At 50.7% G+C, this 25037-nt stretch carries 23 protein-coding genes and 1 tRNA gene; 7 read left to right on the forward strand and 17 right to left on the reverse strand.

Features of this window, described 5'->3' with window-relative positions; genetic code table 11:
- Window positions 1–54: 54 nt before the first annotated feature.
- From ACTHPM_RS23225 to ACTHPM_RS23240, 4 genes are all read right to left on the reverse strand, one after another.
- Window positions 55–5571, reverse strand: a complete 5517-nt coding sequence (locus ACTHPM_RS23225; RefSeq protein WP_440397560.1) for an S-layer homology domain-containing protein — start codon at window positions 5569–5571, stop codon at window positions 55–57.
- A gap of 116 nt (window positions 5572–5687) precedes the next feature.
- Window positions 5688–7379 carry an extracellular solute-binding protein gene (locus ACTHPM_RS23230; RefSeq protein WP_440397559.1) on the reverse strand — a complete coding sequence of 564 codons (1692 nt, stop codon included), beginning with the start codon at window positions 7377–7379 and terminating at the stop codon, window positions 5688–5690.
- A 63-nt stretch (window positions 7380–7442) separates the two neighbouring features.
- Entirely contained in the window at window positions 7443–8333 is an 891-nt protein-coding gene (locus tag ACTHPM_RS23235) for a carbohydrate ABC transporter permease (protein ID WP_440397558.1), read from the reverse strand.
- A gap of 23 nt (window positions 8334–8356) precedes the next feature.
- Window positions 8357–9202: an ABC transporter permease gene (locus ACTHPM_RS23240; RefSeq protein WP_440421691.1), complete on the reverse strand. Its 846-nt coding sequence runs from the start codon at window positions 9200–9202 to the stop codon at window positions 8357–8359.
- Window positions 9203–9556: 354 nt separating this feature from the next.
- On the opposite strand from ACTHPM_RS23240, the gene ACTHPM_RS23245 reads away from it, so the two are divergent.
- Window positions 9557–11800, forward strand: a complete 2244-nt coding sequence (locus ACTHPM_RS23245; RefSeq protein WP_440397557.1) for a helix-turn-helix domain-containing protein — start codon at window positions 9557–9559, stop codon at window positions 11798–11800.
- Between the two features lie 162 nt (window positions 11801–11962).
- A complete protein-coding gene (locus tag ACTHPM_RS23250) occupies window positions 11963–12589 on the forward strand; it encodes a DUF3298 domain-containing protein (protein WP_440397556.1) in 627 nt (208 codons plus the stop codon).
- A 95-nt stretch (window positions 12590–12684) separates the two neighbouring features.
- Here the strand turns inward: ACTHPM_RS23250 and ACTHPM_RS23255 are convergent, their stop codons facing one another.
- Window positions 12685–13185, reverse strand: a complete 501-nt coding sequence (locus tag ACTHPM_RS23255; protein ID WP_440397555.1) for an RDD family protein — start codon at window positions 13183–13185, stop codon at window positions 12685–12687.
- Between the two features lie 237 nt (window positions 13186–13422).
- On the opposite strand from ACTHPM_RS23255, the gene ACTHPM_RS23260 reads away from it, so the two are divergent.
- On the forward strand, window positions 13423–13998 hold the full coding sequence (locus tag ACTHPM_RS23260; protein ID WP_440397554.1) for a DUF4256 domain-containing protein: 576 nt from the start codon (window positions 13423–13425) through the stop codon (window positions 13996–13998).
- Between the two features lie 181 nt (window positions 13999–14179).
- Here ACTHPM_RS23260 and ACTHPM_RS23265 read toward each other — a convergent pair whose 3' ends face one another.
- From ACTHPM_RS23265 to ACTHPM_RS23285, 5 genes are all read right to left on the reverse strand, one after another.
- Window positions 14180–14623, reverse strand: a complete 444-nt coding sequence (locus tag ACTHPM_RS23265) for a hypothetical protein (protein WP_440397553.1) — start codon at window positions 14621–14623, stop codon at window positions 14180–14182.
- A gap of 18 nt (window positions 14624–14641) precedes the next feature.
- Window positions 14642–15382 carry a polymorphic toxin type 30 domain-containing protein gene (locus ACTHPM_RS23270; RefSeq protein ID WP_440397552.1) on the reverse strand — a complete coding sequence of 247 codons (741 nt, stop codon included), beginning with the start codon at window positions 15380–15382 and terminating at the stop codon, window positions 14642–14644.
- An 8-nt stretch (window positions 15383–15390) separates the two neighbouring features.
- Window positions 15391–15720 (reverse strand): hypothetical protein, encoded by a 330-nt coding sequence (locus ACTHPM_RS23275; protein ID WP_440397551.1) that lies wholly within the window; start codon window positions 15718–15720, stop codon window positions 15391–15393.
- 194 nt (window positions 15721–15914) lie between these two features.
- Window positions 15915–16313, reverse strand: coding sequence for an Imm10 family immunity protein (locus tag ACTHPM_RS23280; RefSeq protein WP_440397550.1), 399 nt, complete (start codon window positions 16311–16313; stop codon window positions 15915–15917).
- Window positions 16314–16675: 362 nt separating this feature from the next.
- Window positions 16676–17614, reverse strand: coding sequence for an aldo/keto reductase family protein (locus ACTHPM_RS23285; protein WP_440397549.1), 939 nt, complete (start codon window positions 17612–17614; stop codon window positions 16676–16678).
- Window positions 17615–17767: 153 nt separating this feature from the next.
- On the opposite strand from ACTHPM_RS23285, the gene ACTHPM_RS23290 reads away from it, so the two are divergent.
- Window positions 17768–18112 carry a winged helix-turn-helix transcriptional regulator gene (locus ACTHPM_RS23290; RefSeq protein ID WP_440397548.1) on the forward strand — a complete coding sequence of 115 codons (345 nt, stop codon included), beginning with the start codon at window positions 17768–17770 and terminating at the stop codon, window positions 18110–18112.
- A gap of 19 nt (window positions 18113–18131) precedes the next feature.
- On the opposite strand, the gene ACTHPM_RS23295 is transcribed toward ACTHPM_RS23290, so the two are convergent.
- From ACTHPM_RS23295 to ACTHPM_RS23310, 4 genes are all read right to left on the reverse strand, one after another.
- Window positions 18132–18497 (reverse strand): glyoxalase, encoded by a 366-nt coding sequence (locus ACTHPM_RS23295; protein WP_440397547.1) that lies wholly within the window; start codon window positions 18495–18497, stop codon window positions 18132–18134.
- Between the two features lie 201 nt (window positions 18498–18698).
- On the reverse strand, window positions 18699–18986 hold the full coding sequence (locus ACTHPM_RS23300; RefSeq protein ID WP_440397546.1) for a hypothetical protein: 288 nt from the start codon (window positions 18984–18986) through the stop codon (window positions 18699–18701).
- Window positions 18987–19042: 56 nt separating this feature from the next.
- Entirely contained in the window at window positions 19043–19489 is a 447-nt protein-coding gene (locus tag ACTHPM_RS23305) for a HEAT repeat domain-containing protein (RefSeq protein WP_440397601.1), read from the reverse strand.
- 31 nt (window positions 19490–19520) lie between these two features.
- Window positions 19521–19706: a DUF3934 family protein gene (locus ACTHPM_RS23310; RefSeq protein WP_440397545.1), complete on the reverse strand. Its 186-nt coding sequence runs from the start codon at window positions 19704–19706 to the stop codon at window positions 19521–19523.
- A 246-nt stretch (window positions 19707–19952) separates the two neighbouring features.
- Between ACTHPM_RS23310 and ACTHPM_RS23315 the strand changes: the two genes are divergently transcribed.
- Both ACTHPM_RS23315 and ACTHPM_RS23320 read left to right on the forward strand, forming a co-directional pair.
- Window positions 19953–20531 carry a TetR/AcrR family transcriptional regulator gene (locus ACTHPM_RS23315; protein ID WP_440397544.1) on the forward strand — a complete coding sequence of 193 codons (579 nt, stop codon included), beginning with the start codon at window positions 19953–19955 and terminating at the stop codon, window positions 20529–20531.
- 116 nt (window positions 20532–20647) lie between these two features.
- Window positions 20648–21772 (forward strand): cytochrome P450, encoded by a 1125-nt coding sequence (locus tag ACTHPM_RS23320; RefSeq protein ID WP_440397543.1) that lies wholly within the window; start codon window positions 20648–20650, stop codon window positions 21770–21772.
- Window positions 21773–21908: 136 nt separating this feature from the next.
- Here ACTHPM_RS23320 and ACTHPM_RS23325 read toward each other — a convergent pair whose 3' ends face one another.
- The gene (locus tag ACTHPM_RS23325) at window positions 21909–23387 is read right to left on the reverse strand and encodes a methyl-accepting chemotaxis protein (protein ID WP_440397542.1); all 1479 of its coding nucleotides are present in this window, start codon (window positions 23385–23387) and stop codon (window positions 21909–21911) included.
- A 283-nt stretch (window positions 23388–23670) separates the two neighbouring features.
- Here ACTHPM_RS23325 and ACTHPM_RS23330 point away from each other — a divergent pair, with 283 nt between their 5' ends.
- A complete protein-coding gene (locus ACTHPM_RS23330; protein WP_440397541.1) occupies window positions 23671–23850 on the forward strand; it encodes a hypothetical protein in 180 nt (59 codons plus the stop codon).
- On the opposite strand, the gene ACTHPM_RS23335 is transcribed toward ACTHPM_RS23330, so the two are convergent.
- Window positions 23842–23915, reverse strand: a tRNA-Pro gene (locus ACTHPM_RS23335). The two genes, ACTHPM_RS23330 and ACTHPM_RS23335, sit on opposite strands and share 9 nt — an antisense overlap.
- 284 nt (window positions 23916–24199) lie before the next feature.
- The gene (locus tag ACTHPM_RS23340; protein WP_440397540.1) at window positions 24200–25021 is read right to left on the reverse strand and encodes an MBL fold metallo-hydrolase; all 822 of its coding nucleotides are present in this window, start codon (window positions 25019–25021) and stop codon (window positions 24200–24202) included.
- Window positions 25022–25037: the final 16 nt, after the last annotated feature.

The raw sequence follows: 25037 nt of genomic DNA on the forward strand, positions 1-25037 counted from the left end.
CTCTCACAGTGCGCCCAACGCTTCATGCATCACGAAGATCGCGCCTGACTCCATCTATGGTTTGTTTGACCCTAATTCAAGAAAATTGGATATGGCTTGTGCCGCTTCTGCCCGGGTCGCTTGACCCTGGGGTTCGAATCGGCCGGACGGCTTGCCTTGAATGAGCCTGAGGCTGGCAGCCTCCGATACGTCCTCATATGCCCAATCCGAAATCCGGTTTCCGTCCGCGAACGCCGTATTGCGGTCCGGGGCTGCTTCTCCTGCATTAGAATTCCGGTATGCCCGCATCGTCATGACAACCATTTCTTCACGCGTAATGGACGCGTGAGGCTCAAATAACGACGTGCTTTTCCCCTGCACTATGCCCGCCTTCACGGCGATGGCGACTTCCTCCGCATACCAATCGCTCGGCTTAACATCCACAAACTCTGATGTTCCCGCTTTCGTAAGCTTAAGCGCCCGGACCAGCAGCGCGGTGAATTCCGCGCGCGTCAGGCTTCGTTCCGGCGAGAATGTCGTTTCACCTGTTCCTTGGATAATCAGCTGCGACGTGAGCTTCCCAATGACGCTGGCTGCCCAATGATCAGCCGGGACATCCGCAAATGACTTGGATACTTTCAGCACGGCGTAGCGGCTGAAGTGATTCACCTGCGTAGCGAATTGACCGCTAACGTATTCGCCGCCGATGTAATCCAGCCGGCCATGGTCCGAAAGATGATAGATGGCTGCTACCCCGGAAGCCGATTCGTCCCCCGCTTGCAGCCTTATCGTGATTGGCTGTTCAAATTCCGATAGGACGGCCGAGCTGCCGCTCTGTCCCTTAATCGAAAGGGCGAAATCATAGGCGGCGCCCGCAAGCTGCATGTTTATCCCCGTGGCCGTCTGTGCCTTCTCCAATGACTGTTTAATCTGCAAATCAGTTAATGGGACGAATTGCAAGGAAATGACGGCATTCTTACGAGAATCGGCAGCCAGCAGGTTCAGCAATTGCGACACAACGGCCGGCGGCAAGGTGATCGCAGCCTGACCTGCCTTTACTTCAAACCGGTTCTCGCCCAGCTTCCGTACGGCATCGGCAGGCAGCCGAACCTCCGTCGTTCCCGTCGGCGCCTCTACCGTTGCCTGGCCGTCGACGATCCGGATTTGTCCCGGCTGCACAGTCAGGACAGAGGACGATACCCCGCCAATGGTGCCGCCACCCGGTTCGCTGGGATTCGCACCTGGATTTGTTCCTTGATTTGTTCCTGGGTTTGTTCCCGGATTCGTACCTGGGTTTCCTGGATTCGTGCCGGGATTTGTCGATTGGTCCTGTTCCGGCAGCTTCGCCGCAACCCATTTGCTGGCATGCTGGCTCAGGCTTGCGAGCAGCCCGTTATTCCAGGTCCCATCCCGAAGCGCCGGCATCAGCTTGCCTTGCACGATTTCGCTCCACACGCCTGTTCCTTCATAGGCGTCCCATACGCCTTCCTTCAATCCGATTCTCTTGAGCGTACTCACGTCGTTCGACCGCTGGTTCAAATACTTCTTCAGGAAGCGGGTGTATTCGACCCCGACGTACTCTTCGCTCAACAGGTTCCAGACATACGCCGCATCTTCGGGATGTTCCGAAGAGGACAGCATAACCGGGTAAGCCGGATTATCGATCAGCGCTTTGTAGCCATCAGCCGACGGTCCTTTCGGGAACATCAGGAACACCCAATCTGCGCTTGGCATGCTGAATTCTCCAGCAGGCACCACCGTATCGTACGCATCCACGATGACGGGCACCTTCATCGGCTGGCCGAGGAACACTCCATCCTGCATTTCAATCGTCGCCTCTTGGTGCTTTTCCGATACTCGCAGCTGTTCGACCGTCTGATTATAAGGCGCCGCCAGCAGCAGCACTTTTCCTTGTCTGAACGCCTCGATCGGCCAATTCTCGTCCGCTCCCTCCGGCTTCGCCATAATCAGGCCAGCTTTATACCACTCGCTGTAAAGTGCCGCCGCTTCCTTGAAGCTCTGCGAATCCATCGCAAACTCATCCTTGATGGAAGGGTTTAGCGTCCCCCGCGCGGCTTGATTGGAGTAGATCATCTGCTTGAACAGGTCATCTGTATCTGCAAACAAATACTTGTTGCCTGCGGCTGTGGAATTTTTCAGCGTGTCCGCCATTTGCTTCAGCTTGTTCCAATCCCACGCATTGCTCTGCTGCAAGGCCATGAGATTGTCCGTCATGCCAAGAGTCGCCTGCAGCGCCTTATTGACGAACACGCCCGTACTGTTCATCGTCGGTCCGGCATAGAGACCATAAATATCACCGTTATAAGCAGACATCGCCTTATACGCCGGGTTCCACTTGCGTTCCCCGAAATCAAACTCGTCGAATTGGCTGGCAGGCAGGATCTGCTCATCCTTCATTAAGCCGTTCCATACCCATTCATCCGGCACAATCAGAATATCGGGCATACCTGCCACTGCTTCCCCGGCTTTCTTCTTCTGGATATTCGTGATCAATTGCTCCTTCGTCCAATCCATGTCGCCCGTCAACTGAATCGTGACATTGCTATCCTGTTGAATTCTGGCGACTCGGCGATTCCATAAGTTCTGTTCGTAAAGCCGCGTGAAGTAGGCGCCGATTTGACCGCCCGGCATGGTCTGCAGCTTGCCGTTCGCATCTTTCGTGTAGCTGAAGCCGATATGGCTAAGGGGCTCCGGTACCGGGCTGTACGTATCCTTGATCCAGCCGATGGATACCGTCCGCCCGTCCAAATCCCTGATCTCCCGGTCATTCGCATATGCGGGGTTTCCGGTTAATCTCACGTCATCGGCTTCGGCTCCGGCAGGATGATCCGCCTGCCCATTCCGGTCGCCCAGCTCCCAGAAATACAGATCGGCCATTCCCCCGCCCAGCACCGTCGTCATTTCGTATTTGCCATCCCCCAGGTTCCGTAGAGGTACCTGTACGATTTCCCCGGTTATGCGGCTGACCTTTTTCAATTGGTCCGGCGCTACGCCGCTGCCGCTCAGATCGAACGTCACTTTAATTTGCTGACGCGTCTCGTAGCTTGAGCCGTGCTGCTCTTCGGCAGGCAGTCCATCACCGCTGGTGAGGCCGTTCAGGATCATGAAATAATCAGGTGCCGTCGTCGTGAAGAAGTCCTTCGTATCCAGTCCCGGAAGGGGCTCAAAGTAAGAAATGAACACATCGCCTTCCAATCCGTCGTTCGTTGCGCCTTCATTGCTGACTTCAATCTGATGCATAAAGGCTTCGTCGGTGGCCGGATTCCATTCCTTATTGTCCTCCGGTCTGGCGTTTTGGACAGGCTTGCCATTCTCCATGTGCTGGCCGGGGAGGATAACAACGTCCTTATTGTGAATGCGGACCAGGTGCTCTCCCAAATTTTTGCTTTGCCGGATCATTTCCTTGAATTGATCATAGATATGGTAAGGCTGCGGGTTGCCATTCTCGTCCACACGGGAATCCGTGAATAGATAACCCGGCGCATCGTCGATCCAGCGGAAGATGCTCATCCACTTGCCGCCGAAGGTCCAGTTGGCGAACGCGCTGAGATAGACCTGGGATTCGGTCATTTCATACCAGCCGTCGCCTCTTTTCTCGTAAGTCGCGGCGCCCGGCCCCGTTCTCCAGGCTTGCATATAGTTGCCGAACGGAATAGGCGACAGCCCGGTTCCGTCATAGCCCTCCGAAGCGATAAGACGATAGCGGTTCAGGTCGTCGTAAAAGGGAATGACCGTCCCGCCGATCTCCTGCGATTGCCTGTTCTCCCGGAAGTAGTACATATCGTAAGTGATGAAGTCCGGCTTGGCCGTCCGGACATACTTGCGGAGCATGTCCTTGTTGAACGTCGAGATCAGGCTCATCTCCGGCGTCGGCGTATTGCCCACTTCATTGTGATGGACAAGCACATCCGGATATTTCGCTTTGGAAAGCGCGAACCAATCCTTTAAATTTTGCGTAAGCGTATCGGAGTAATCCTCCTCATCGCCGAACCCGACGCTGACGAGGTTGTTCAGATTGGCCTGCTGCTCCGGCGTCAAATATCCGCTCTCCTGCTCCTGCGCGGTAGGTGCTCCGGTTTTACCGCTGTCATGCTTGGACACCGTCTGGCTGTCGAAGTAGGATGAGGAAATTTTGGTCGCTTTGGGACCGTAAGCAATGGCCCATTTCAAATCGGGATCCTGTGCATGCAGAACGTCGTTATAGTTAGGGGCGTCATTGTATTGCACGGCCGTCAGGCCTAAATCCCGAATTTGTTCGGCCGAAGGATAATACATCCACTGTTTAAGCCGCTGTATGTCGTCTGTCGGCACCCACGATTGAAATTGCAGGCCGTTCTTGATGAACAGCTGGCTCCCGCGGGACAAGGCAGGCTCGTTCTGTACGGGCGAAGCCGCCCCTCGCTCTTCTACGTTCACATCGTCGATATAGGCCTGGCTGCCTGCAGCAACGCTAAAATCGATATATGCGTTGGTTACGCCAGCTGTCTCGAAGTCGTAGTGAAAGACCGACCAATCCGTATTGCGGATTCGCGTATGCTCGATATAGTTCATCACGTCGGTCTTATCTTCGGGAATTCCGTTCTTATAGCCCGATATCCGGAAGGATAACGTCTGGTCAGCCCCGCCAACCTTGGCCGCGAACGATACCCGATATTCCGTGTTTGGCTTCAGATCCGTTTTCTCATAGCCGATGGTCTCCGTCCATGCAGAATCCTTGTTGAGAAGCAAGGAATGGTTGCCGGTATACTTCTCCGCGTCTGTCAGTTCATAGTTATTGTTTTTGCTGAAGAATTGATTTTTCACCGCCTGATCCGAGGAAACCATGTCGGCCCCGGCCTCAAAGTGTCCATTATTCACGGAAAGGACAGCTGGCGGCTCAGGCTCCGTCGGAGGCTGCGGCTCTGTATCGGAAACCTGCTTCAACTGCATCTTGCCCACGAGCACTTGAGTCTTGTTGGCGGAACCCCAGAAATTGATTTTGGCGTGCGGATAAGCCGTAACGAAGCTTAACGTGTATGGAAGCCATTCCTCCGTCAGGGTATTGAAAGGCACCGAGACCGAAGCACCTGCTGAAGTGAAATTCGAGGTGTCGTAGTTTTTGACGGAAAGGGAGCCGCCTCCCACGGGAACGCCGGGAACCTTCTTCATCATGACCGTCAGCTCATAGGTTGCTCCGACTTGCAAACCATCCACCTTATAATTGAGGTTCAGCGGTCCTGTGATCCCGTCGCCGAAATACAGGCTGCCCCCTCCCTCGTATACATTTTCCGTGACGGTCGTCATATGAGCCGTTGTAAAGCCATCCGCTGACGGTGTGCCTTTATCAACGAAAAACGTATGCATCGGCTCGGTATCGTCACTGGTCTCTTTAAGCTTCATATGGAATGAAGCAGGATCGCTGAAGTCAGCTCCAGTAAGCGGAACATCGATGTAATACTTTCCGTTTGGAGGATCGCCATCGGATGATTGCGCTTTCACTTGATCGAAAATAAAACCGAGCCCTCCTCCCCATTGGACGATCATCATCAGAATCATGAGCATGGATACCCGCTGCTTCATTTTTGTACGCATTCCTGCACCTCCTAGAATGATAAAAATAGAGAGCTGCCCATCCGTCCCTTTGAATTGGACAGCGGCCGCCATGCTTCTTTCAAGCTTGCAGGCGGCCGCCGTTTCATAGAGGTTCGTTACTTGCCGGAAATCCGATCGTATGACGCCTGCATGGAAGCGATGAAATCATCCAGCTTCAGCTGCTTCAGCTTGGCCAGGTACGCGTCCCACTCTGCATCGATTCCGCCGTTCAACAGCCATTTCGTTTGGGAATCCTTCACGTAGTTTCCGATATCCAGACCTTCTGTCGTGTTGGTTTTAATCTCATCCGGCGTATAGTTCATCGTCGGCAGCGTGCTGTTCTGCTTCGCATTCAAATAGAACTCGTTGATATAATTGGCTTTCTCTTCATCGGCTGACGTCACGGGAACCACAGTGCCGAAGGTTTTGGCCGTAATAAATTTAGGCGATTGGTCAAATGGCGCATTCTGATGCCAGACATCCATGAAGCTTACGCCTTGAGGTGTATCCTTCGTGTTGTAATCGTACGTGCCGTCGCCCTTATCGATCAGTCCGATCCCCACAGGTCCATACTGGGATTCAATACTGGTCAGCTGCGAATAGAATTCGTCCACCCATCTCATCGTAATTTCCGGATTTTTGTTCTTATGCGTAATCGCAAATCCGTTACCGCGTACGTTGATGTTGTTCTCCCTCTTCATGACGGGCGCATCTTCGCCGCTTGGCCCTTTAAGCGGCTTGATCGCTACATACTGCTTCGCTGTTTCCGGGGAAACTGCTTGCGTCGACCAAGCGTAGAATGAACCGACGATGCCTTTCGGATCCTTCATCTTCGCGTCGAACTGCTTGGGATCTTGCGTGAAGCCTTCCTGGTCGAACAGTCCGTCCTTGAAAAATTTATGCAGCGTTTGAATCGCTTCCTTGTATTCAGGCTTGTCCGCAGTAAAGATCAGCTTGCCGTCATCGCCGACAACGATATGATCGACCGGATTGCCGCCATAATTGTGCACATCAACCCTGCCGAACGCTCCGAAAAGTTGGCCGTATCCGTTAATATGGTTGAAGTTCACGAAGGTGTACGGAATTTCATCGTTTTTATTTCCGTCGCCGTTCGCGTCCTCATCTTTAAACGCCTTCAGCACGTTATAATACTCGTCGATAGTCGTAGGCACTTGAAGACCGAGACGATCCAGCCAGGTTTTATTGATGTATAGAAGTCCGGGATAGCTCCGCTGAACCTGTTCGATAACGGTGCCCATCGAGTATTTGTTGCCGTCGAATGCTGTACTGAGGCCTTCCAAAAGCGGCTCCTGCTCCATTGCTTTTTTATAATTCGGCGCATACTTCTCGATCAGGTCGTTAAGGGGGATAACAATGCCTTGCGGGCCGTACTTATTCGCATCATCCATCGTGAACGACTCCGGTCCGAAGAATGCGTCCGGCACCTCGTCCGATGCGAGCAGGACATTTTTCTTCTCGGGGTAACTGCCTTGCTGATACAGCTCCCATTCAATGTGTACATTCGTTTTCTCTTCAAGTTCCTTGAAGAACGGCATGTCCGCGTAATTTCCGGTCTGTGGACCTTGAATACCGATCATCTTCAGCGTGACCTTCTCCTTCACGATCGGCAAACCCGAGACATACATATTGCCGATCATTTCGCGGCCCGTCTCGTCCTTCTTCGGCGCCGCGTCATCGGCTTTGCCGCTCGAGGAACCCGAATCGCCTCCCTTAGAGGAACATCCGACTAGCAGAACCAGACTCAGGACACCTGCCATTGCGGCTTTTCCCAGGTGTTTCATTTTCACTTAAAGCCCTCCCTTTTTCTCTTATTATGTTGAACAGGCTTTGCCTGATAACAACACTTCACTTCAGCCTTTGATCGAACCGATCAGGGCGCCTTTCACGAAAAACCTCTGCAGGAACGGATAAAGGATCAGCAAAGGGAATGCGGCAACGATAATGACCCCGTATTGGATCAATGCCGCCACCTCCAGCTGCTTGCTGGCCTGCTCGACGTTCTCCATCATTTCCGGAGATATATTGTTCGCGAGCAAAATATTCCGAAGCACCAACTGCAGCGGATACAGCGCTTCGTCTTTCAAATAAATCATCGCGCTGAAATAGGTGTTCCAGTAGCCTACCGCATAAAACAGCACCATGATTGCAAGGAGCGCGGAGGATAGCGGCAGCGCGATCCGGATGAAGAATCGGACCTCGTTGCAGCCGTCGAGCTGGGCAGACTCCCGGAGCTCGTCAGGAATCGACGTCTGAAAAAACGTCCTGGCGATAATCAAATTCCATGGCACGACGGCGACCGGCAGCAGCAGGGACCAGAACGTGTTATACATCCCCAGATCCTTGATCAGAATAAAGGTCGGGATCAAGCCGCCGCTGAAGAACATCGTAAAGACGACCAAATACATCACCAGATTTCTGCCGCGCAGCTCGCGTCTTGATAATGCGTAAGCCGCGGGAACCGTCACCGCGACGCTGATCAGCGTGCCAAGAACCGTGTATAATATGGAGTTTCCATATCCTGTAATGATCATGTTGTCTTGGAAAATCCGGATATATCCTTCAAAATTAATCCCTTTGGGAATCAGGGTAATCTGCCCCGAATTGACCAGCGTCGGATTGCTGAAGGAGGCGATCACCACGAAATAAAGCGGATACAAAACCAGGAGCAGCACAACCGTCAATATGCCGTAATTTACGATATCAAACCAAAGGTCTGAACGGCTTCTTGCTTTTGCGTTCACAGAGATTCACCTTCTTTTTTCATTTACCATAATGAGTTGCTGGTTACTTTCTTGGCCAGCCCGTTTACCGAGACCAGCACGATCAGGCAAATCACAGATTCGAACAATCCGATGGCCGACGCGTAGCTGAAGTCCGCCTGCTGGATGCCCACTTTGTAGACATAGGTTGAAATGACCTCCGACGCGCTCCGGTTCAGGTTGTTCTGCATCAGAAACACCTTCTCAAAGCCCAGCGACAGTACTCTGCCCGATTCCAGAATAAGCAGAATGACCGCGGTCGGCAGGATGCCCGGAATATCGATATAACGCACCCGCTGCCACTTGGAAGCACCGTCAACGACGGCGGATTCATGCAGTTCCGGGCTGATCGATGCGAGCGCCGCAAGGTAAATGATGGTGCCCCAGCCCGCATGCTGCCATATCTCCGAAATAATATAGATCGCCTTGAAATATTCAGGCTTGGCCATAAAGAAGACGGGATCCATCCCGACCGCTGTCAGCAGCGTGTTTATGACGCCGCTGCGCGGCGACAGGAACAATGAAATCATGCCGACAATAACCACTGTAGAAATAAAATGCGGGGCATAGATGACGGTCTGCACGAATTTCTTGAATTTCACCCGCATGACTTGATTGATCATCAAGGCCAATATAATGGGGACCGGAAATCCGAAAATTAAACTAAGCACATTAAGCAGAAGCGTATTTTTGATAATCATCAGAATTTCGGTCGAACGGAAAAACCTTTCGAAATGCTCGAACCCTACCCATGGACTGTCCCAGATGCCTTTCAGAGGATTAAAATCTTTGAAAGCGATCTGAACGCCGTACATCGGAAAATAACGGAAGATGATAAAATACGCGATCATGGGAAGTACAAACAGATATAGTTGATAATGCCTCAACATGTGTTTCAAACTGCCCAAAACTTTCAACCGAACCTCACCCCTTTCTCGAATTTCGCTGCGCTGCCTGAACGTCATCAGATTATTCGGTTTGGGGGCCTATGTATATGAACATATTTTTTCGTGCTGTGCTGCAATTGCTCCGCGAAGCGAAAAAGGCTTGAATTGACAGCGTTATCATGAGCAATGTGCAGTTTTTTCGGTCATATGCCATATTTTCGTATTGCATAAAACCGTCACAATTAAATTGATATAGCTTAAATATTACGTTATATTAAGTCTACTATTTTGATAACAGAGTTCGGGAGTGGACGTTTCATGCTCAGGTCGAAACTATTTATCCGTTACGTAACTTCGTACACGCTCATGTTTTTTATCCCGCTGTTCATCCTGGCCGTCTATGCTTTTGAAAACTTCAACGACGTATTGAATAAGGAAATCAATCAGAACAATACCCAACTGCTGGAGCAATCCAAAAAAGCGATCGATGAGCGAGTGGAAGAAATGAACAAGCTCTCCATTCAGCTCTCGAACAATCCCTACCTTTCCAGCTCCCGGCTTGGAACCGACAACTTCCTCAATGTCGTGCAAGCGATTAAGCTGCTTGAGAATTTCAGCACGCCGAGCAATTTCTACAGCAATTTTTTCATTTATTACTTTGATCAGGAACTTATTTATTCTCCGCAGGGCACGCTTACGCCCCGTTTCTTCTCGAACGCCATCTACAAATACGAGAATTGGGATCTCAATCAGCTGCAGGAGCGCCTGCGATCCGTTCCTGAACGTTTTGTGAGACCCGCCGAATCCGTACTGATCAACAATGTGCCGGGAAAATATATGACCTATGTAGCACCGCTCCCGTATTCCAGCGAGCAGCCAACCGGAGCCGTCATATTCACGATCCGCGAAGCCGCCCTCTACAATATGCTGAGCGAAACGCTTATTCCGAACAAAAGCAGCATTCTTATTCTTGATAACGCTTTCAACCCCGTCTCGCTGCTTGGCAGCCTGAAACTTGAAGACATCACGATCGATCAGGAAGAGCTTCGTCAGAACAAAGCCCAATTCGCGATGCGGACCTCGATTGACGGACAATCCTACTTCATGTCGAGCATCACGTCGGAGAGCACGGGTTGGACTTATATCAGCTATATGCCTACGGATATCGTCACCGACAAGCTGCACAAACTGAAGCAGACCTCGATCGGGTTATTCCTGTTCTTGTTTCTCTGCGGCATCATCTTGATATACGTGTTCATGCATATGAATTTCAAGCCCCTGCACGAGCTGGCCAAATTCTCGGCGCGCATGATCGGAAACGATGTGTCCGGTCGATCCGCGGGCATCGAGTCCTTTCAGTCGGCGGTGGTCCATATGAGCAAGAAAATAAATCTGCTCGAAGAGAAGGTTGAATCGGCTGCCCACGCCATGCGGTTCCGGCTCATTCAGCAGCTTCTGAAAGGCCGCTTCACCGATTCCGAAGAATTTAATATCCAAGGCGCGGAATATGGTTTAACCATCACAGGTGCTCATTATGCCGTCTTCATCGTGATGTTCGATCACGGGAACAAAGGAAATCTAGAGCGGTTCTCTGAAGCGCTCGAAGAGACCTTCCCCGATTCCTATCGCATCTTTTTGCTGGAGAACGTGCAGGAAGATCAAATCATCGTCATTCTGAACAGCGACACCAACGATGCAGGAGGTTGCGAGGCATTATGCGCCAGTTTGATGACTAACCTCAAGACCCGCATCGGCATTCAGTGTACAATCGGAATCGGAAATTGGCATTCTTCGTTGTCCGATATATCGAGGTCTTACCTGCAAGCTTCCTCCGCCATCGATTATTGGCCCATCCGAGGCAAGCATACGATCATCGCCTATCAGGAAATGGAAGAGGGCAAAAATTACGTCTCCCATTATCCGCATCAGCAGATCGAGCTCTTGAAGGAGTATATCGCCAAACGGGATGCCTCCCGTTTCTCTGCGCTGCTCGATACGATTATCAAGCATATCCAGGACAAGCACCTCCCTCTCATTACCGTGCGCCTGCTATTTTACAATATGATTCAGGCCATCATACGGGCGATTTACCGGAACAATTTCGAGCTCAGCGAGGAGATCGTGCAAAGCCTGGACATTGTCTCCATCGCGCGGGATGATTCCGTCGACGATCTGTCGGCCCGGATCAAAGCCATCTGCTCTGAATTGTTTGCCAGCCTGGAGCACGACGGTCTTACCGAAGATAAACAAATCGATAAAATCAAAAAATATATCGAAACACATTATTATGAAAGCGACTTCTCCCTGCAGTGCATGTCCGAGCATTTCAACTTCTCCGTCTCTTATTTAAGCAATTATTTCAAGGCCCAGACAAACCGCACGATCTCGGAATACGTAAACGACCTGAGAATGGCCAAGGCGAAAGCCGAGCTCACACAAACCGATAGTAACCTGCAAGAAATCGCCCAAAGCGTGGGCTACTTAAACCAATCCAGCTTTATTCGCAAGTTTAAGCAAACGACGGGGATAACGCCGGGGGCTTACAGGGAGCTGCATAAGTAGAAACCGGCACACAAAAGCCTGGTAACGCCGAGGACGAAAGCGTCCGCAGCAGACCAGGCTTCTTCAGGGCAAGGCTTCAAGCGATACATTTGCTTGGTCACGCAATACCGCGCTTTTGAATAGGCTGATGTAACCATCAAGAAACAGAGGGGAGCAAATATCATGCCTCTTTATCAGCCGCCGGTGAATGTACGCGCGCAAGTCTATACGGTTCCCGGCACGGTTATCCACTATCCCCAGGTCAGCGGTCTTGCGAACCGGCAGGCGGAGGAACGGATCAACCACGCCATCATTTTACAAATACAGGATATGCAGCGGACCCAGCAGCACATGCAGACTGGAACAAATCCGACTACCACGGGTACGTTCGAGATCAAAACCAATGAGCGCGGCATCCTCAGCCTCGTGCTCAGCAACTACACCTATTCCGTTCCGATGGCACATGGCTACACGGTCGCGAAAGGGCTGACCTTCAGTACCGCTACCGGCGCTTCCTATGCCCTCTCGGATCTGTTCAAGCCCGGCTCGGATTACCAAGCGGTATTGACCGCGGAAGTCAACGCGCAGATCAAGAAGCGCAGCCTCCCCGTGCTCGAAGACACGACCGTTACGGTGCAGCCGAATCAGGACTTTTACCTGGCGGATAAAGCGCTTGTCATCTTCTACCCGCTGTATGCCATTACGCCGTACTACGTGGGTTTTCCGATGTTTCCCATCTCCGTCTACGACCTGCAGAACATTGCGGCCGAAGAAGGGCCGCTGACGGTGCTGGCAGCGGATATCGCGTAAGCTGGGCTTTCAATAGGTAGAGAAGGCCGCCCTAAAAGTCCATTTGACTTGGGACGGCCTATATGACGCGCTTTGGCGGCTTATTCCAAATATCTTTAAGGAAAATCATGATGATCATGAAAAACGCCATACGTGGTGGCTGGCTGCTTCGCGCGCGCATGCTTCTCGGGCTTGGTGTCGCTTTTTAGAGCTACATACGTTAAGCTTATCCTATCGTGCAGCGTTTGCTTTTTTTTCGAAAAAACGGCAATCAAATTTCCGATCATAAGAATGTTGTCCAGGTATCTGAATATGTATCTTACCGTCGCCTGCGCCACCGTAATCTTGCGATATCTGTAATTGACCACCTCAATGCCCATCAGCTGTTTGCCGAACGTCCCTCTTTTGCTTGAAGCCTCGAAACCGATCGTATAAACGGCATCCAAGGCAAGGCAAACGATAAAGGAAGATAATCCCATCCCATCCTCAATCGAACGGCCATCTGCGCCGGAGAAGAATAGAAGCTCCCCGATGCTGTTCAGCACCACCACGACCAGATAGATCGCGATAGAATAAAGGATGTTATCAATCAGCTTCGCAAGAAATCGTTTGGACATCAAATCCAGAAACATGTTTGTCCCCTTTCACCCCATCGTCTTTCGGATAACATCCGCTCTTTTTGGGGATTCGTGCATTCCAGAATATGTATAACTACATTAAAGCACAGCAGCATCCATTTAAAAATCACGTCGCCGCACTAGCCCGATAAGGTTAACCCGGATGGATTGGACATGCATACCCTTAACAGCTAAAATGACATACCAAATACCCCATATCCGCGAGGAGGAAGGAACATGAGCAAGCAAAAGGAAATAGTGAACAGTTTGTCCGCAGAACAACGCGAGCAGCTTGTCGAAACATTAAAATCCCGATTCGGGAAAAACCCGAACCGCCATATAGGCGTCGAATGGGCTGACGTACAAGCCAGGCTTGAGGCGAACCCTGAAAAGCTGTGGTCGCTTGGTGAAATGGAACGAACCGGCGGTGAACCGGATGTGATTGGTTACGATCCATCAACAGGCGAATACATTTTCTGCGACTGTTCAGCGGAAAGCCCTAAGGGCCGCAGAAGTGTATGCTATGACCGTGAAGCGCTGGACACAAGGAAGGCCAACAAACCGCAAAACACCGCAATCGACATGGCCGCTGCCATGGGCATTGATCTCCTGACGGAAGACCAGTACCGGGAGCTGCAAAAATTAGGATGCTTTGATAACAAGACATCGAGCTGGGTGCAGACGCCCGGCAGCATTCGAAAACTCGGTGGGGCCCTCTTCTGTGACCGCCGCTACGACACGGTCTTCGTATACCACAACGGAGCTGAATCGTACTATGCCGCACGGGGCTTCCGCGGGACATTAAGGGTGTAGGCTTCGAATTCAATGCTAAATCATGGTGAAAATAATCAGTTAAGACTAAAAAAGCTCATTCCTACTCATGGTTTAAGTGGGAAAGAGCTTTTGAATGTTTGTATTAAGTGCTTGTTAATTGTTTAGTGTTTTGTTTGTTGGTTGTATTGTACGATCTTGTTCTGGGGTCTGTAAACACTAATTACAATTCCATTTTTTTAATCCTAAAGTCAATTTCACAAAGTGCCTCTTGCGCAGCTACCTTTATCTCCTCGTCATCGTAAATTAAGTATTTCTCTAATAGAGGTTTGTACTCTTGTTTACCTGAAAACCCGAGAAACGATAACACATACGATAAATGCGCTTCGCTAAAGTCTGAAAGATAAGGTAACAATATATCAAATGAAACCTCTGTACCTACATTTTGATAAACCAACGCGTTATTCACAGTATTTAAGAGATTCTCTCTTACTGAGCTACCTATATCCTGAACTACAAATGATAACATTGAATTTACTACCTCGATTACTTCATCCTTCTCAACTCTACTGTATTCAAAAATGTCTCCAATCTCACTAATTTCATTTTCTTGCTCTAATTCAGTTTCTAAAGTAAAAATTCTATTTGTTTTTTCAACTAGATTCATGGATATCCTCCTACTATTCTATTCTGGAGTTTTAATGGGAATATGAGTCCGGTTAGCAATGTCCTCATTATAAAACGGGCTATCAATGTTAGATATTCCTGGTGGCTGGAATTCTCCAGTAACAGGATCATAGTACTTTTTCCCTTCCTGGACTCGAATAATCCAACCATTCGCAGCGTTACTTCCCGCTGGGGCAGAGACATCAGGACCATGAGCACGAACCCTCATTGTTTTCCCATCTTGTACCCACTTATACTCAAACCCTTCCGTTACCTTCCCCTCTATCTGAGTCAGTTCCCTTCTTGTTGCATTTTCAGGGATTCGAGATAAAATATCATCTATTGAAGCTCCTTCTATGTCACTAAAGTCTCCAACCTTGCCTGTCCCAAGTTTATTCGTAGCTTTTGGCATCCCCTCATTTTCAGGAAGCCTTGGAACCTCACCCTTCCCCTTCACCCCCGGCGATTCCGCAGCCCTCGACTTCAAGCCAGGCACGGGCGCAGGCTTCATCAGCGATTTGGGAGCTTTTACGAATGCGCTCACGGAGGTGCCACCTGCTACAACGCTCGTAAGACCCAGCATGCTCGCCCAGTGATCCGTCGACCAGGCATCCTGCGGCATGACGGCTCCCTGGATCATACCATACATGCCAAACGAAAAGTGATCTACAAAAGCTCCCGGAGAATCCAGCCAATGGTCCGCCCGATCCATGTAACCCGTTACCAGCGATTTGGGAATGCCAAATGATAAATAGTCCAAAAAACTCCCTATAGAATCGAATTTCTTCTCATCTCGTTCTGCAGCTGCTGTATAGATTCCTGTCCAAATTCATATAAGCTGTCTTTGGATTTCTCGAGCATATTCCGATCGTCTTCCGGTGCTCTGCACAATTTTGGGACGGGTTTCACTTCCAGCATGTCCGCAGCCCTGAAACGTTCCGCGTGCCGCGCCAACTCTTGTGAAATGGAGTGAACCAACATCATAAAGGCTTCCATACGCCCATTCGCCATACGGTAGTCCTGGTAAAATCGCTCCCTCGTCAATCCATACCATAACGATTCCAGCATCATCATCTGGTGGTCCAAGGTGGAATTCATCTGCCGTGCCCATTGGCCTGCCTGCGTGAATTGGTTCGAGACTACTAGTTAGCGTTGTCATTGTGACCGATCTGAACAAGTATGAGAAAAAGAAGATAACAAAAAACAGGGCAATCATGGGGGTATTGACCATAATCGACCTGTTTTATGTAACGCTAACAGAAGACCTAAGAAAGCATAAAACGTAGTTAAAATCAAAAATCGTAACTGTATATTTCCTGTTCATTCGAAAACATCTGAAGAAGGTAGTTATGGAATTCGCTCATATCTATGTTCTCTTGATCATAGTGAATGACAATGACAGGGCTGCTATGTAATACTTCGGCGGCATTTTCCTTCAGGGTTATTTCAACACGATTAGGTGTGAGGTAAAATTGCGAGATCCCCCCGTATAAAGACTGCGACTCATCGTTATACATCAAATGAACCTCATCAAATCCTGCCACGACATCCTCTTCGCTAGGATTTAGTGTCTTTTGCAGCAAAATATATTCTTGTGGATCAAACTCATCATCCGCAAAACCAATCATGAGTACATCAATGTCTTCATCAATTTGTGCATACAAGAAATTTGCATTTAATACTGTATTCATGTTTACCTCCATTTGGCTTTTCTTTTTATCCCGTTGCCGGAAGCATCCGTTCCGATGAGTACATTGCCTTTACCTTCGATACTGTTATTTCCATTTTAATCAATTCGGAAGTTTCCACAAACTATTTTCAGACTCTTTGTTTTTTGTGCTGCTGTTCTATCAAATCTTCTGGTGCGATCCATTCCCGGTAAGCCATCCAACCGAAGCTCTTGGGTCTTGGCGTCTCCAACAAATCACTTAAAAAGATCCCCAGGAGTATCCCCTGGAGATCTTTTATGGCTTCAGCTTTCTGTTAGCGTTTCACCTTTTCCCGCCAACGTGCTTCGGCTACCAGCCAAGTATGTTCATGCAACGATTAGATGCTATTTCAAAATCTCCTCAATCCGGTCGATAACCTCCGCGCTCAGTTCCACGTCGGAAGCTTTCGCGTTCTCCGTGACCTGCTCCGGACGGCTTGCGCCGACCAAGGCGCTGGCTACGTTGCTGTTGCGCAGAATCCAGGCCAGGGCCAGGTTGCCTACAGAAACGCCCAGCTCGCCTGCGATGCCTTCCAGCTGCTTCACCTGGCTGATTTTCTGCTCGGTGATGCCTTTGCGCATCCACTCAAGCTTGGCGGCGCGGCTGCCCTCAGGGATCTCTGAAGCCGATGTGTACTTGCCTGTCAGCAGGCCTTGAGCCAGCGGCGAGAAGACGACCTGTCCGATGCCGGAGCGCTCGCAGAGCGGCATGATTTCTTTTTCGATGTAGCGCTCGAACATGTTATATTGCGGCTGGTTCACGACGATGCGATCCAGCAGGTAGCGGTCGGCTACGCCCAGCGCTTCCGCGATTTGCGATGCCTGCCATTCGCTTACGCCCACGTACAGCACTTTGCCCTGGCGAACGAGATCGTCGAGCGCGCGCAGCGTTTCCTCCAGAGGCGTCTCCGGATCATGACGGTGGCAGTAGAAGATATCCATGTAGTCATGCTGCAGGCGCTTCAAGCTCGCATGAGCCTGCTCCATGATATGCTTGCGGGAGAGGCCGCGGTCGTTCGGACCGTCGCCCATCGGCCAGAATGCTTTGGTCGCGAGTACGTAAGATTCGCGCGGATATGCCTTCAGCGCTTCGCCGACCAGCACCTCCGCCGCTCCTCTTTCGTAAACGTTCGCTGTATCAAAAAAGTTAATGCCCAGATCGTATGCCGTCTTAATCGAATTCACTGCATTTTCGCGTTCCACATAACCGCCGTATGTAAGCCAGCTTCCCAAGCTGATTTCGCTGACTTTAAGGCCGCTGCCGCCTAATCTCCGGTATTTCATGTTAACATTCCTCCTTGAGGTTATCCTGGTTTCACAAGTTCATTCTATAGAAGTTCATATCCGATTTAAAGAAGTGAAATGTTTTTCACTTAATTATACCGAGGATATCTAGTATACTTGAGTATAGTTAGTACATAGGAAGGGGATAACCAGATGACACCTGTGAAAAAAGCGAGCAGCTATATCCCGAAAAACCCGGATTACATCGAATGTAACATCGAAAAAACGCTGGATGTTCTCGGCGGCAAATGGGCCTTTCTCGTCATCCGCGAGCTCTTCGGCGGCACCCTTCGTTTCGGCGAGCTGCAGCGGCGGATTCCCAGCGTGAGTCCGCGGGCGCTGACCAGCACCCTGCGGCATCTCGAAGAGCATGGCGTGCTTGAGCGAGAGGTGTTCCCAACGGTTCCGGTGACTGTGGAATACACCCTCACGCCGAAAGGCCAGGATTTGCACGTCATTTGCCATGAAATGAAGCTGTGGGCGGCGCGGTGGACGTAAGAGGTCTGCCCGCCTCTTTTCATTTTACAGCCATTCCAGGAATTCTAGGATCGTTCAGGTAAAACCGCTTCACACCCTCATCAGCGCGTGCCTCGTCCTCGATGACAGGGATATTTCTTCGCAGCAGCATATCCCGTAGCGCCTGAATGCCCTGCACCTCAAAGGCCGGATGGGCCTTGACCGCCGGGACAAAATCCTTCTGCACGCCGATATGCACCTGATGCCTGCCGCAAACGAACCACACGCCGCCGCGCGCCCGCAGGCTTTCCGGCTTCGGAATCTCCTTCCAACCCAATGCATCCCCGAAAAAATTCCTTGCTTCTGCTTCGCAGCCTTCCGGTGCGGCCAACTGGACGTGATCGATGCCTCTGTAGGTGTAGGACATGAACATGGCCTCCTCATTTGTTTCGTATAGTGAAACGAAGTTCCAATAATTGCGCAACTGTTTTACCATTTTATCACAGTTGGGAAATCCAGCATATGGCTCCCCAGTTTCTATAATAAAAATGTGTAAATAAAAAAGAGCACAGCGTTATCGCTGCACTCTTTGTCGTCCATGTTTCGTATTTTCACGCTCAAACGCTGCTTATTTCGCCTTATAATCCGCATTCGCCTGATCCAGCATGGATTTCCAGTCGGCGAAATCCGTCTCCCTGGAGACATGGCGGTCGAACAGCTCGTCGGGAATATTATCGATATCTTCGTATGTTTCAATCTGAAAATTCCCTTTTTCGGCGAATTCCTCAAAGCTGCTAAAAGAAGAATGCTTCCGCATAAACGCTGCATTGAACAGCTCTTTCAGCGCAACATGATCCGGGTCCTCCTGAACTGTTTTCTGACCCTTCAGCTCCAACAACAAGTCGTCAAATGACATCGGTTTTTGTTTTCTCAGAATACCACTCCTGAACTTTTATTTTTTTTACCTCTAGTTTAAAGCTTCTTCCACATGCCCTCAAGCCATGCATCGAATTCGGCGCCTTTATCGCCTTCATACGTATCGTAGACATCGACTCTCATTTTTCTCAGCTTTTCTTTAAAGTCCTCGTACGAATGCTCCCGCGGAAGGCTCTTCTTCACGCGCAGCAAAATTTTCTGAATGCCCTTAATGACATCATACCTGCTGCGGACCGGCTTCTCAACCTCTTCTCCCCATGCCTTCAGCTGCTCATAAGCCGCTTCCTGCACCTGAAATACCGGATCGGTGTGCAATCTGCGCGTCAGAATATCGATCGATTGCTGGCTTTTCCACTGGCCGAGCTGCTGGACCGCATCCAGCCGCTCTCTCCAGTTCGCCGTGCGGTTGGCGGAGTTCTTAAGCTCATTGTAATTTTCCGGCAGATCGCTTGCCGCCGTCACTTCCTGTTCCGTATGTTCCAATTCCAATTCCAAGTCATCTCCTTATAATGGGTCAGCTGCGCTTCGCGTCGTTGTTTTTTGGGGTGCCTTCGCCTTTGGCTTCACCGGCTTTTTTCGTACCTTTACTTGTATAAGGCTTCGGGGCGCTTTTCGCCCGGCGGGCTTTGGCATCCCAGCGGGTCCAGCCCTTCTTGCCCGTTCCCCGGCCCGTACCGCCCTTAACTTTGGATTTGCTCAATTGATCACTCCGTTACCGTGTGTAGTGGTCCTGGTATAGTCATTTCCATTTCTTCTGATTAATTAACCAGCAAGTTGAAATATACACCACAATCCTCAATATGTACATGATACGCTTGGAAAAAGGAATAAAGCATCTCAAGACGCCCTCTATTTGACTAATTTTTACCAGCGTGTTATTTTATTTTTGTACTGACCAGTCAGGTTAACTTTATCGAAAATCAAGCTTTTGAAAGGTAGATCCACGTTGAGCAAAGAAAAAATCATCCGGGCAGCTATCGAAGTTTTCTCCGAAAACGGCTACCACCGTGCAAGCATGGACGAAATCGCCCTGCGGGCGCAGGTCGCCAAAGGAACGCTTTACTACAATTTCCCCGGGAAATCGCAGCTGTTCAAAACGATCGTCAAGCAGGGCTTTGAGGACATTATGCAGCGCACCCAAACGGATCTGAATGCCCCGCTCCCGATCAAGGAGCAAATCCTGCGGATCATCCGCCATCATTTGAATTATTTTCTGGAGTCGCGCCACTTCTCGCATATCGTGTTCAACGAGCTCTCGAATGGGATCGAGCAGGACGTCCTGGAGGAGCTGAAGCAGCTCCGGCGCGAGCATCTGCACTTTTTGGCGTCGATTCTCGAAGAAGGGAAATGCGAAGAGGGTCTGCTCCGCGACGTCGATGCGAATTTGGCGGCTGCGAGCATGATCGGCACGCTGGAAAGCACCTGCAACTATTACCTGAGTCATCCCGAAGCGTATTCGAGAGACGATTTGGAACGCTTCGTCTTCACCATCGTTACCAAAGGCCTGTTTATTTCGATCGACTAGAGCGGCCTTCCAGGCTACTCATCACTCCGTATGCGGATGATTCTTCGTATCTCTGTTGTCTTTAGTTCATTTGATTTAAGCTCACAAATCCCAGATGAAAGCGACGGTGTCTATCTATGGAATGGAACGAAAACGGTCTGCTGCCTTTGGCATGGTTCAAGCAAATGCGCGACGCCTCCCCGGTTCTTGCAACGGAAAACAACATGGTCTGGAACGTATTTAAATACGAGGATGTCAAAGCCGTATTCACGAATTATGAGGTCTTCTCATCGCAAGGCTTACCCGATTCCAATGATCCGCTGGAGCACAGCCTGCTGCGGCAGGATCCGCCGAAGCACCGTCAACTGCGCAAGCTGGTTTCCCAGGCCTTCACCCCGCGCGTCATCGAGTCGCTTGCCCCGAAGATCGAAGCCATTGCGGAGTCGCTTCTCGATGAAGCGGAGAAGAAAGGACAAATGGATGCCGTTGCCGATTTCACCAGCCCTCTCCCAATCACCGTGATCGCGGAAATGCTGGGCGTATCCATGGACCATCGGGAAAAGTTCAAGGAATGGTCCGATGCGCTTGTAGGCGATCATGCAGAGGACTTTTACCAGTGCCAGCGGGAGATGAGCGAATATTTCTCGGTCATCGCCGAGGATCGGCGCCATCATCCGCAGGAGGACCTCATCACCAAATTGGTGCAGGCACGCATCGACAACGAGCATCTGAGCGATCTTGAAATTATCGGGTTCTGTATCCTCCTGCTGGTCGCCGGCAACGAGACGACGACGAACCTGATCTCGTCGGCCATGCTGGGCATCGACAGCCTGCCGGAGGTACGGTCGCAGCTGCTGGCGGACCCTACCCTGATTCCAGGAGCAATCGAAGAAACCTTCCGGTATTTCTCGCCGGTCCAATTGATGTTCCGCCATGTCAAAGAGGACACCGTGCTGCGCGGCCAGGAGCTGAAGAAGGGGCAATTCGTCCATATCTGGATGGCATCGGCCAACCATGACGAAGAGGTGTTCGAGCAGCCGGAGAAATTCAATATTCACCGGAACCCCAATCCCCACCTGGGGCTCGGAAGCGGCATTCACTTCTGCCTTGGATCCCAGCTTGCCCGCCTTGAATCCAGGATTGCCATCGAAACGCTGCTAAGGCGCTTCCCGGATTTCCACCGGGACCGTTCCGCCGGGCTTACCCGCATGGACAGCACGATGATGTTTGCGCTGAAGGAGCTGCCGATCATTTTGCGCTGAACTGGCGCTGAACGAAGGAAGCATTCCATAGGTCGCTGTTGCCCCCGATAAGACCGTGCCCAAAAAGATAAAAATGGCGACGCAGGATCACATCCTAACGTCACCATTGTTCATATATGAATCTCCTCGCTCGTCCCTATTTCTCAACCGCGACCAGCTGCTTGACCGCATTGTCGGTTTCCTGAATACGCTCAACCATCGGAGCGTTCCTCGCCGTCAGCGTATCCACCGTCGCCAGCAGCTGCTGGATCGTCGCCGTCGACTGCTCGATGATCGCGGCAAAATCGTTCATGGACTGCTCAATGCCTCCCGAGCCTTGCTTGACGGAGACGGCCATCTCGGTCATATCCCCGGCACTCTGCGACAAGACGTCGATATGGCTGTTAATCGAGGAGAACGCCTGCTTCGTCTGTCCTACCAGCTCCATGCTCTGCTCCATGTGGTGCACGTTCTCTTCAAGCCGTGCATTGGACAGATCCGCTTGACGCTGCACTTGCCCGATATTGTCCGTAATCTGTGCCGCCGAGGTGTTCGTCAGATCCGCCAGCTTGCGGATTTCCTTCGCCACCACTTCGAATCCGCGTCCCTGCTCTCCCGCTCTGGCGGCTTCAATGCTGGCATTCAGCGAGAGCAGGCTCGTCCGGCTGGAAATTTCCTGAATGGTGCTCGTCAGTTCGCCGATATGCTGGATGCTATCCGTGAGGGCTCCCATCTCGGTTTTCATTTCATTCATATTTTGCTGAAAATGATGGATCGCAGCGGTCAGCTGCCCGATAATTTCCGATCCCTCGCCCGACATGTGCTGGGTCTCTTTCACGGAATCGGCCAATTGCGTTATGGATTCAAGCATCCGGTCCAGGTGTTGGTTCGAGCTTGTAATGCTCTCCGAAATATGGCTTACCGTTTCATTCTGCGCCGTAGATCCCGAGGCCATTTCCTGAAAGGAAACGTTCATTTCTGTAAAAGCCTGCTGGGTTTCCTGGCTCGTCTTGCGGATTTCACCAATGCTTTGGGAGATCGTTAACGTGGCCTCGGCCGTGACCTTTTCGCGTATCAGCTCCTTCGCAAGCGTATCGGACGCGTTTTTATTCATCAGACTGACTTGATCAAAAAGCTTGCGCCCAAAGATGAATTGGGCAATCAGAACGGATGCCGTCATCACGTAGAAGAAAGCCACCATCAAAAAGTTGACGTTGGTCGCTTCCGCGCCAGGCTTCATGAAGAAGTTTGCATACATCAGAACGACGCCGCCTGCCAATGAGCCCCATACCGCTGCGGGCCTATTGTTCATCAGTCCGATGCCGAGCAGGTAGAATGCCGCCATCGACACGGCCGGACCGCCTCCGTTAAGGAACACCCCGCCAAAAGAAATGCCGAAGATAAACACGATGGCGATGATGGAGAGCCATTGTTCCAGTTTCCGCGCAAAATGTCCATACCAAAGTACCGCGAGAAGCAAAATGCAGGGGGTAAACATGTAGAGCAGCTGCATGCCGACGACGTTGACGTTAATAAACAAAAAGAAAACCAACGCAATCGTCGCGGTGACGACATAGCAAATCATCCGGTTGCGTCTTCGCAAATCCAGATATTCAAAGTGTTCCTGTTGATCCATCGGTAGAGAATGCCCCCTGAAAATAAAATGAATGTATATAATGAACTTCAAGATCATTATCGGTATTTCAAAAACCAATGTGTAGAAGTTGAATGAAATAACTTACATATCCTGATTTTGTGCGAAAACGTTCACCAAAACAGCGCAAAAAAGCCGCAATTTCAGAGTAGCATGAAACAAAACCCCGTTTGCGGTTTAATGAAGAGTAGAGCACGATATTTTCTTGGAACTTTTCAATCATGTAAGCGTTATATAAATGAAGAGAACATGAGGCGGTGAAATTGTGAAATCCAAATCCACGCACTCCCTTGTCGCTGCTGTTTTGACCTTTAGCATCCTGATGGTGAATTGCGCGGAAGCCAGACGTGCTGCCGATCTGCCTTCCAATTCATCCGTCAGGCCGTTCAAAGGCCCTATTGCCTTGAATAAAAGCATCGATCGTCATGGTGAAAAATCGGAGTAGCGGGATTCGAACCCACGGCCTCACCCACCCCAAGGGTGCGCGCTACCAGACTGCGCCATACCCCGATGAAATAACGCGGTATTACACCGTTATCGTACGTTTTGCCCTTACGCCATCTTTCAAATCCACCCTAATTATACGTGATAGGCGCGCACACCCGCAATACATAAACCGCACACCCCGCCGGAATAATTTTATTCGTTTTATGCGCGCCATCATCTCGTCACCATTCGCCACGGAAACGGGCGAACCCCAACTTATACACCCTTCGCATTTCGCTCGAAATGCAATTTATAGAATAAAAGACAAAAAACCGCCGATGCCTCCTGGCATCAGCGGTTGCAGGTCGTCAATTAAGATCAAGCATCATACCGTCATAGGCGACCTGAATGCCATGCGGCGCAAAAATCTCCGTCAAATCCGTATGCGAGAGCTGCGCATTATGCGAAAAATGGGTTACGACGATGGCCGCATCCGGCTTCAGCATGCCACTTGCTTCAAACTGCTGCTTCGTCTCAAGCACCGCATCGATGTTCATATGGGATTTACGATAGTCGATGCGTCCCATCGTGCATTCTAGCACGGCCAGATCCAGCTGCTTATTTTGCAGCCAGGCCCAGGTTTCTTTGGGGAACCAGCCGCTGTCATGCCCGTACAGGATGCTTTTTCCGTCCTTTTCGATGTAATAGATCAGGCAGTTTTCGATCGGGTCGTGGCTTGCCGGAAGCGGCACGATGACCGCGGTCTGCAGCTCCGTCCGTTCGAACGGCCTTGCCCTGTTCAGCTGGAACTTTCCCTGCACCCCCCCGTTAAAATCAAGGGTCTGCTTGATTCTGAGCAGTACGGCATCATTGCCGTACACCTGAACCGCATGAGCCCCGGACTGCGCATAGCCCGGCAGCCTCGCCGCCAAGTCCTCCGCGTACAGATGATCGGAATGCGAATGGGTAAAGATCAGATCCTTCACCTGCTCCAGGTCCAGCCCGCCGTGCACCATATGCATAAAGGTGTCCGGCGGAAAGTCGATCTTCAGGTCTTCGTCCAGCAGGACGGAGGTACGGGAGCGGATTTCTTTTCCCCCGGTCTCCCTGGCCTTCAAACATAGCCCGCACCGGCAAAACAGTGACGGAATGCCCTCGAAGGCCGCCGTCCCCAAAAAGCGGATTCTCATCTTATCCCCCCTCAAG

The organism is Paenibacillus sp. SAFN-054, from assembly GCF_051966755.1.
Taxonomy (GTDB): Bacteria; Bacillota; Bacilli; order Paenibacillales; family Paenibacillaceae; genus Paenibacillus_AQ.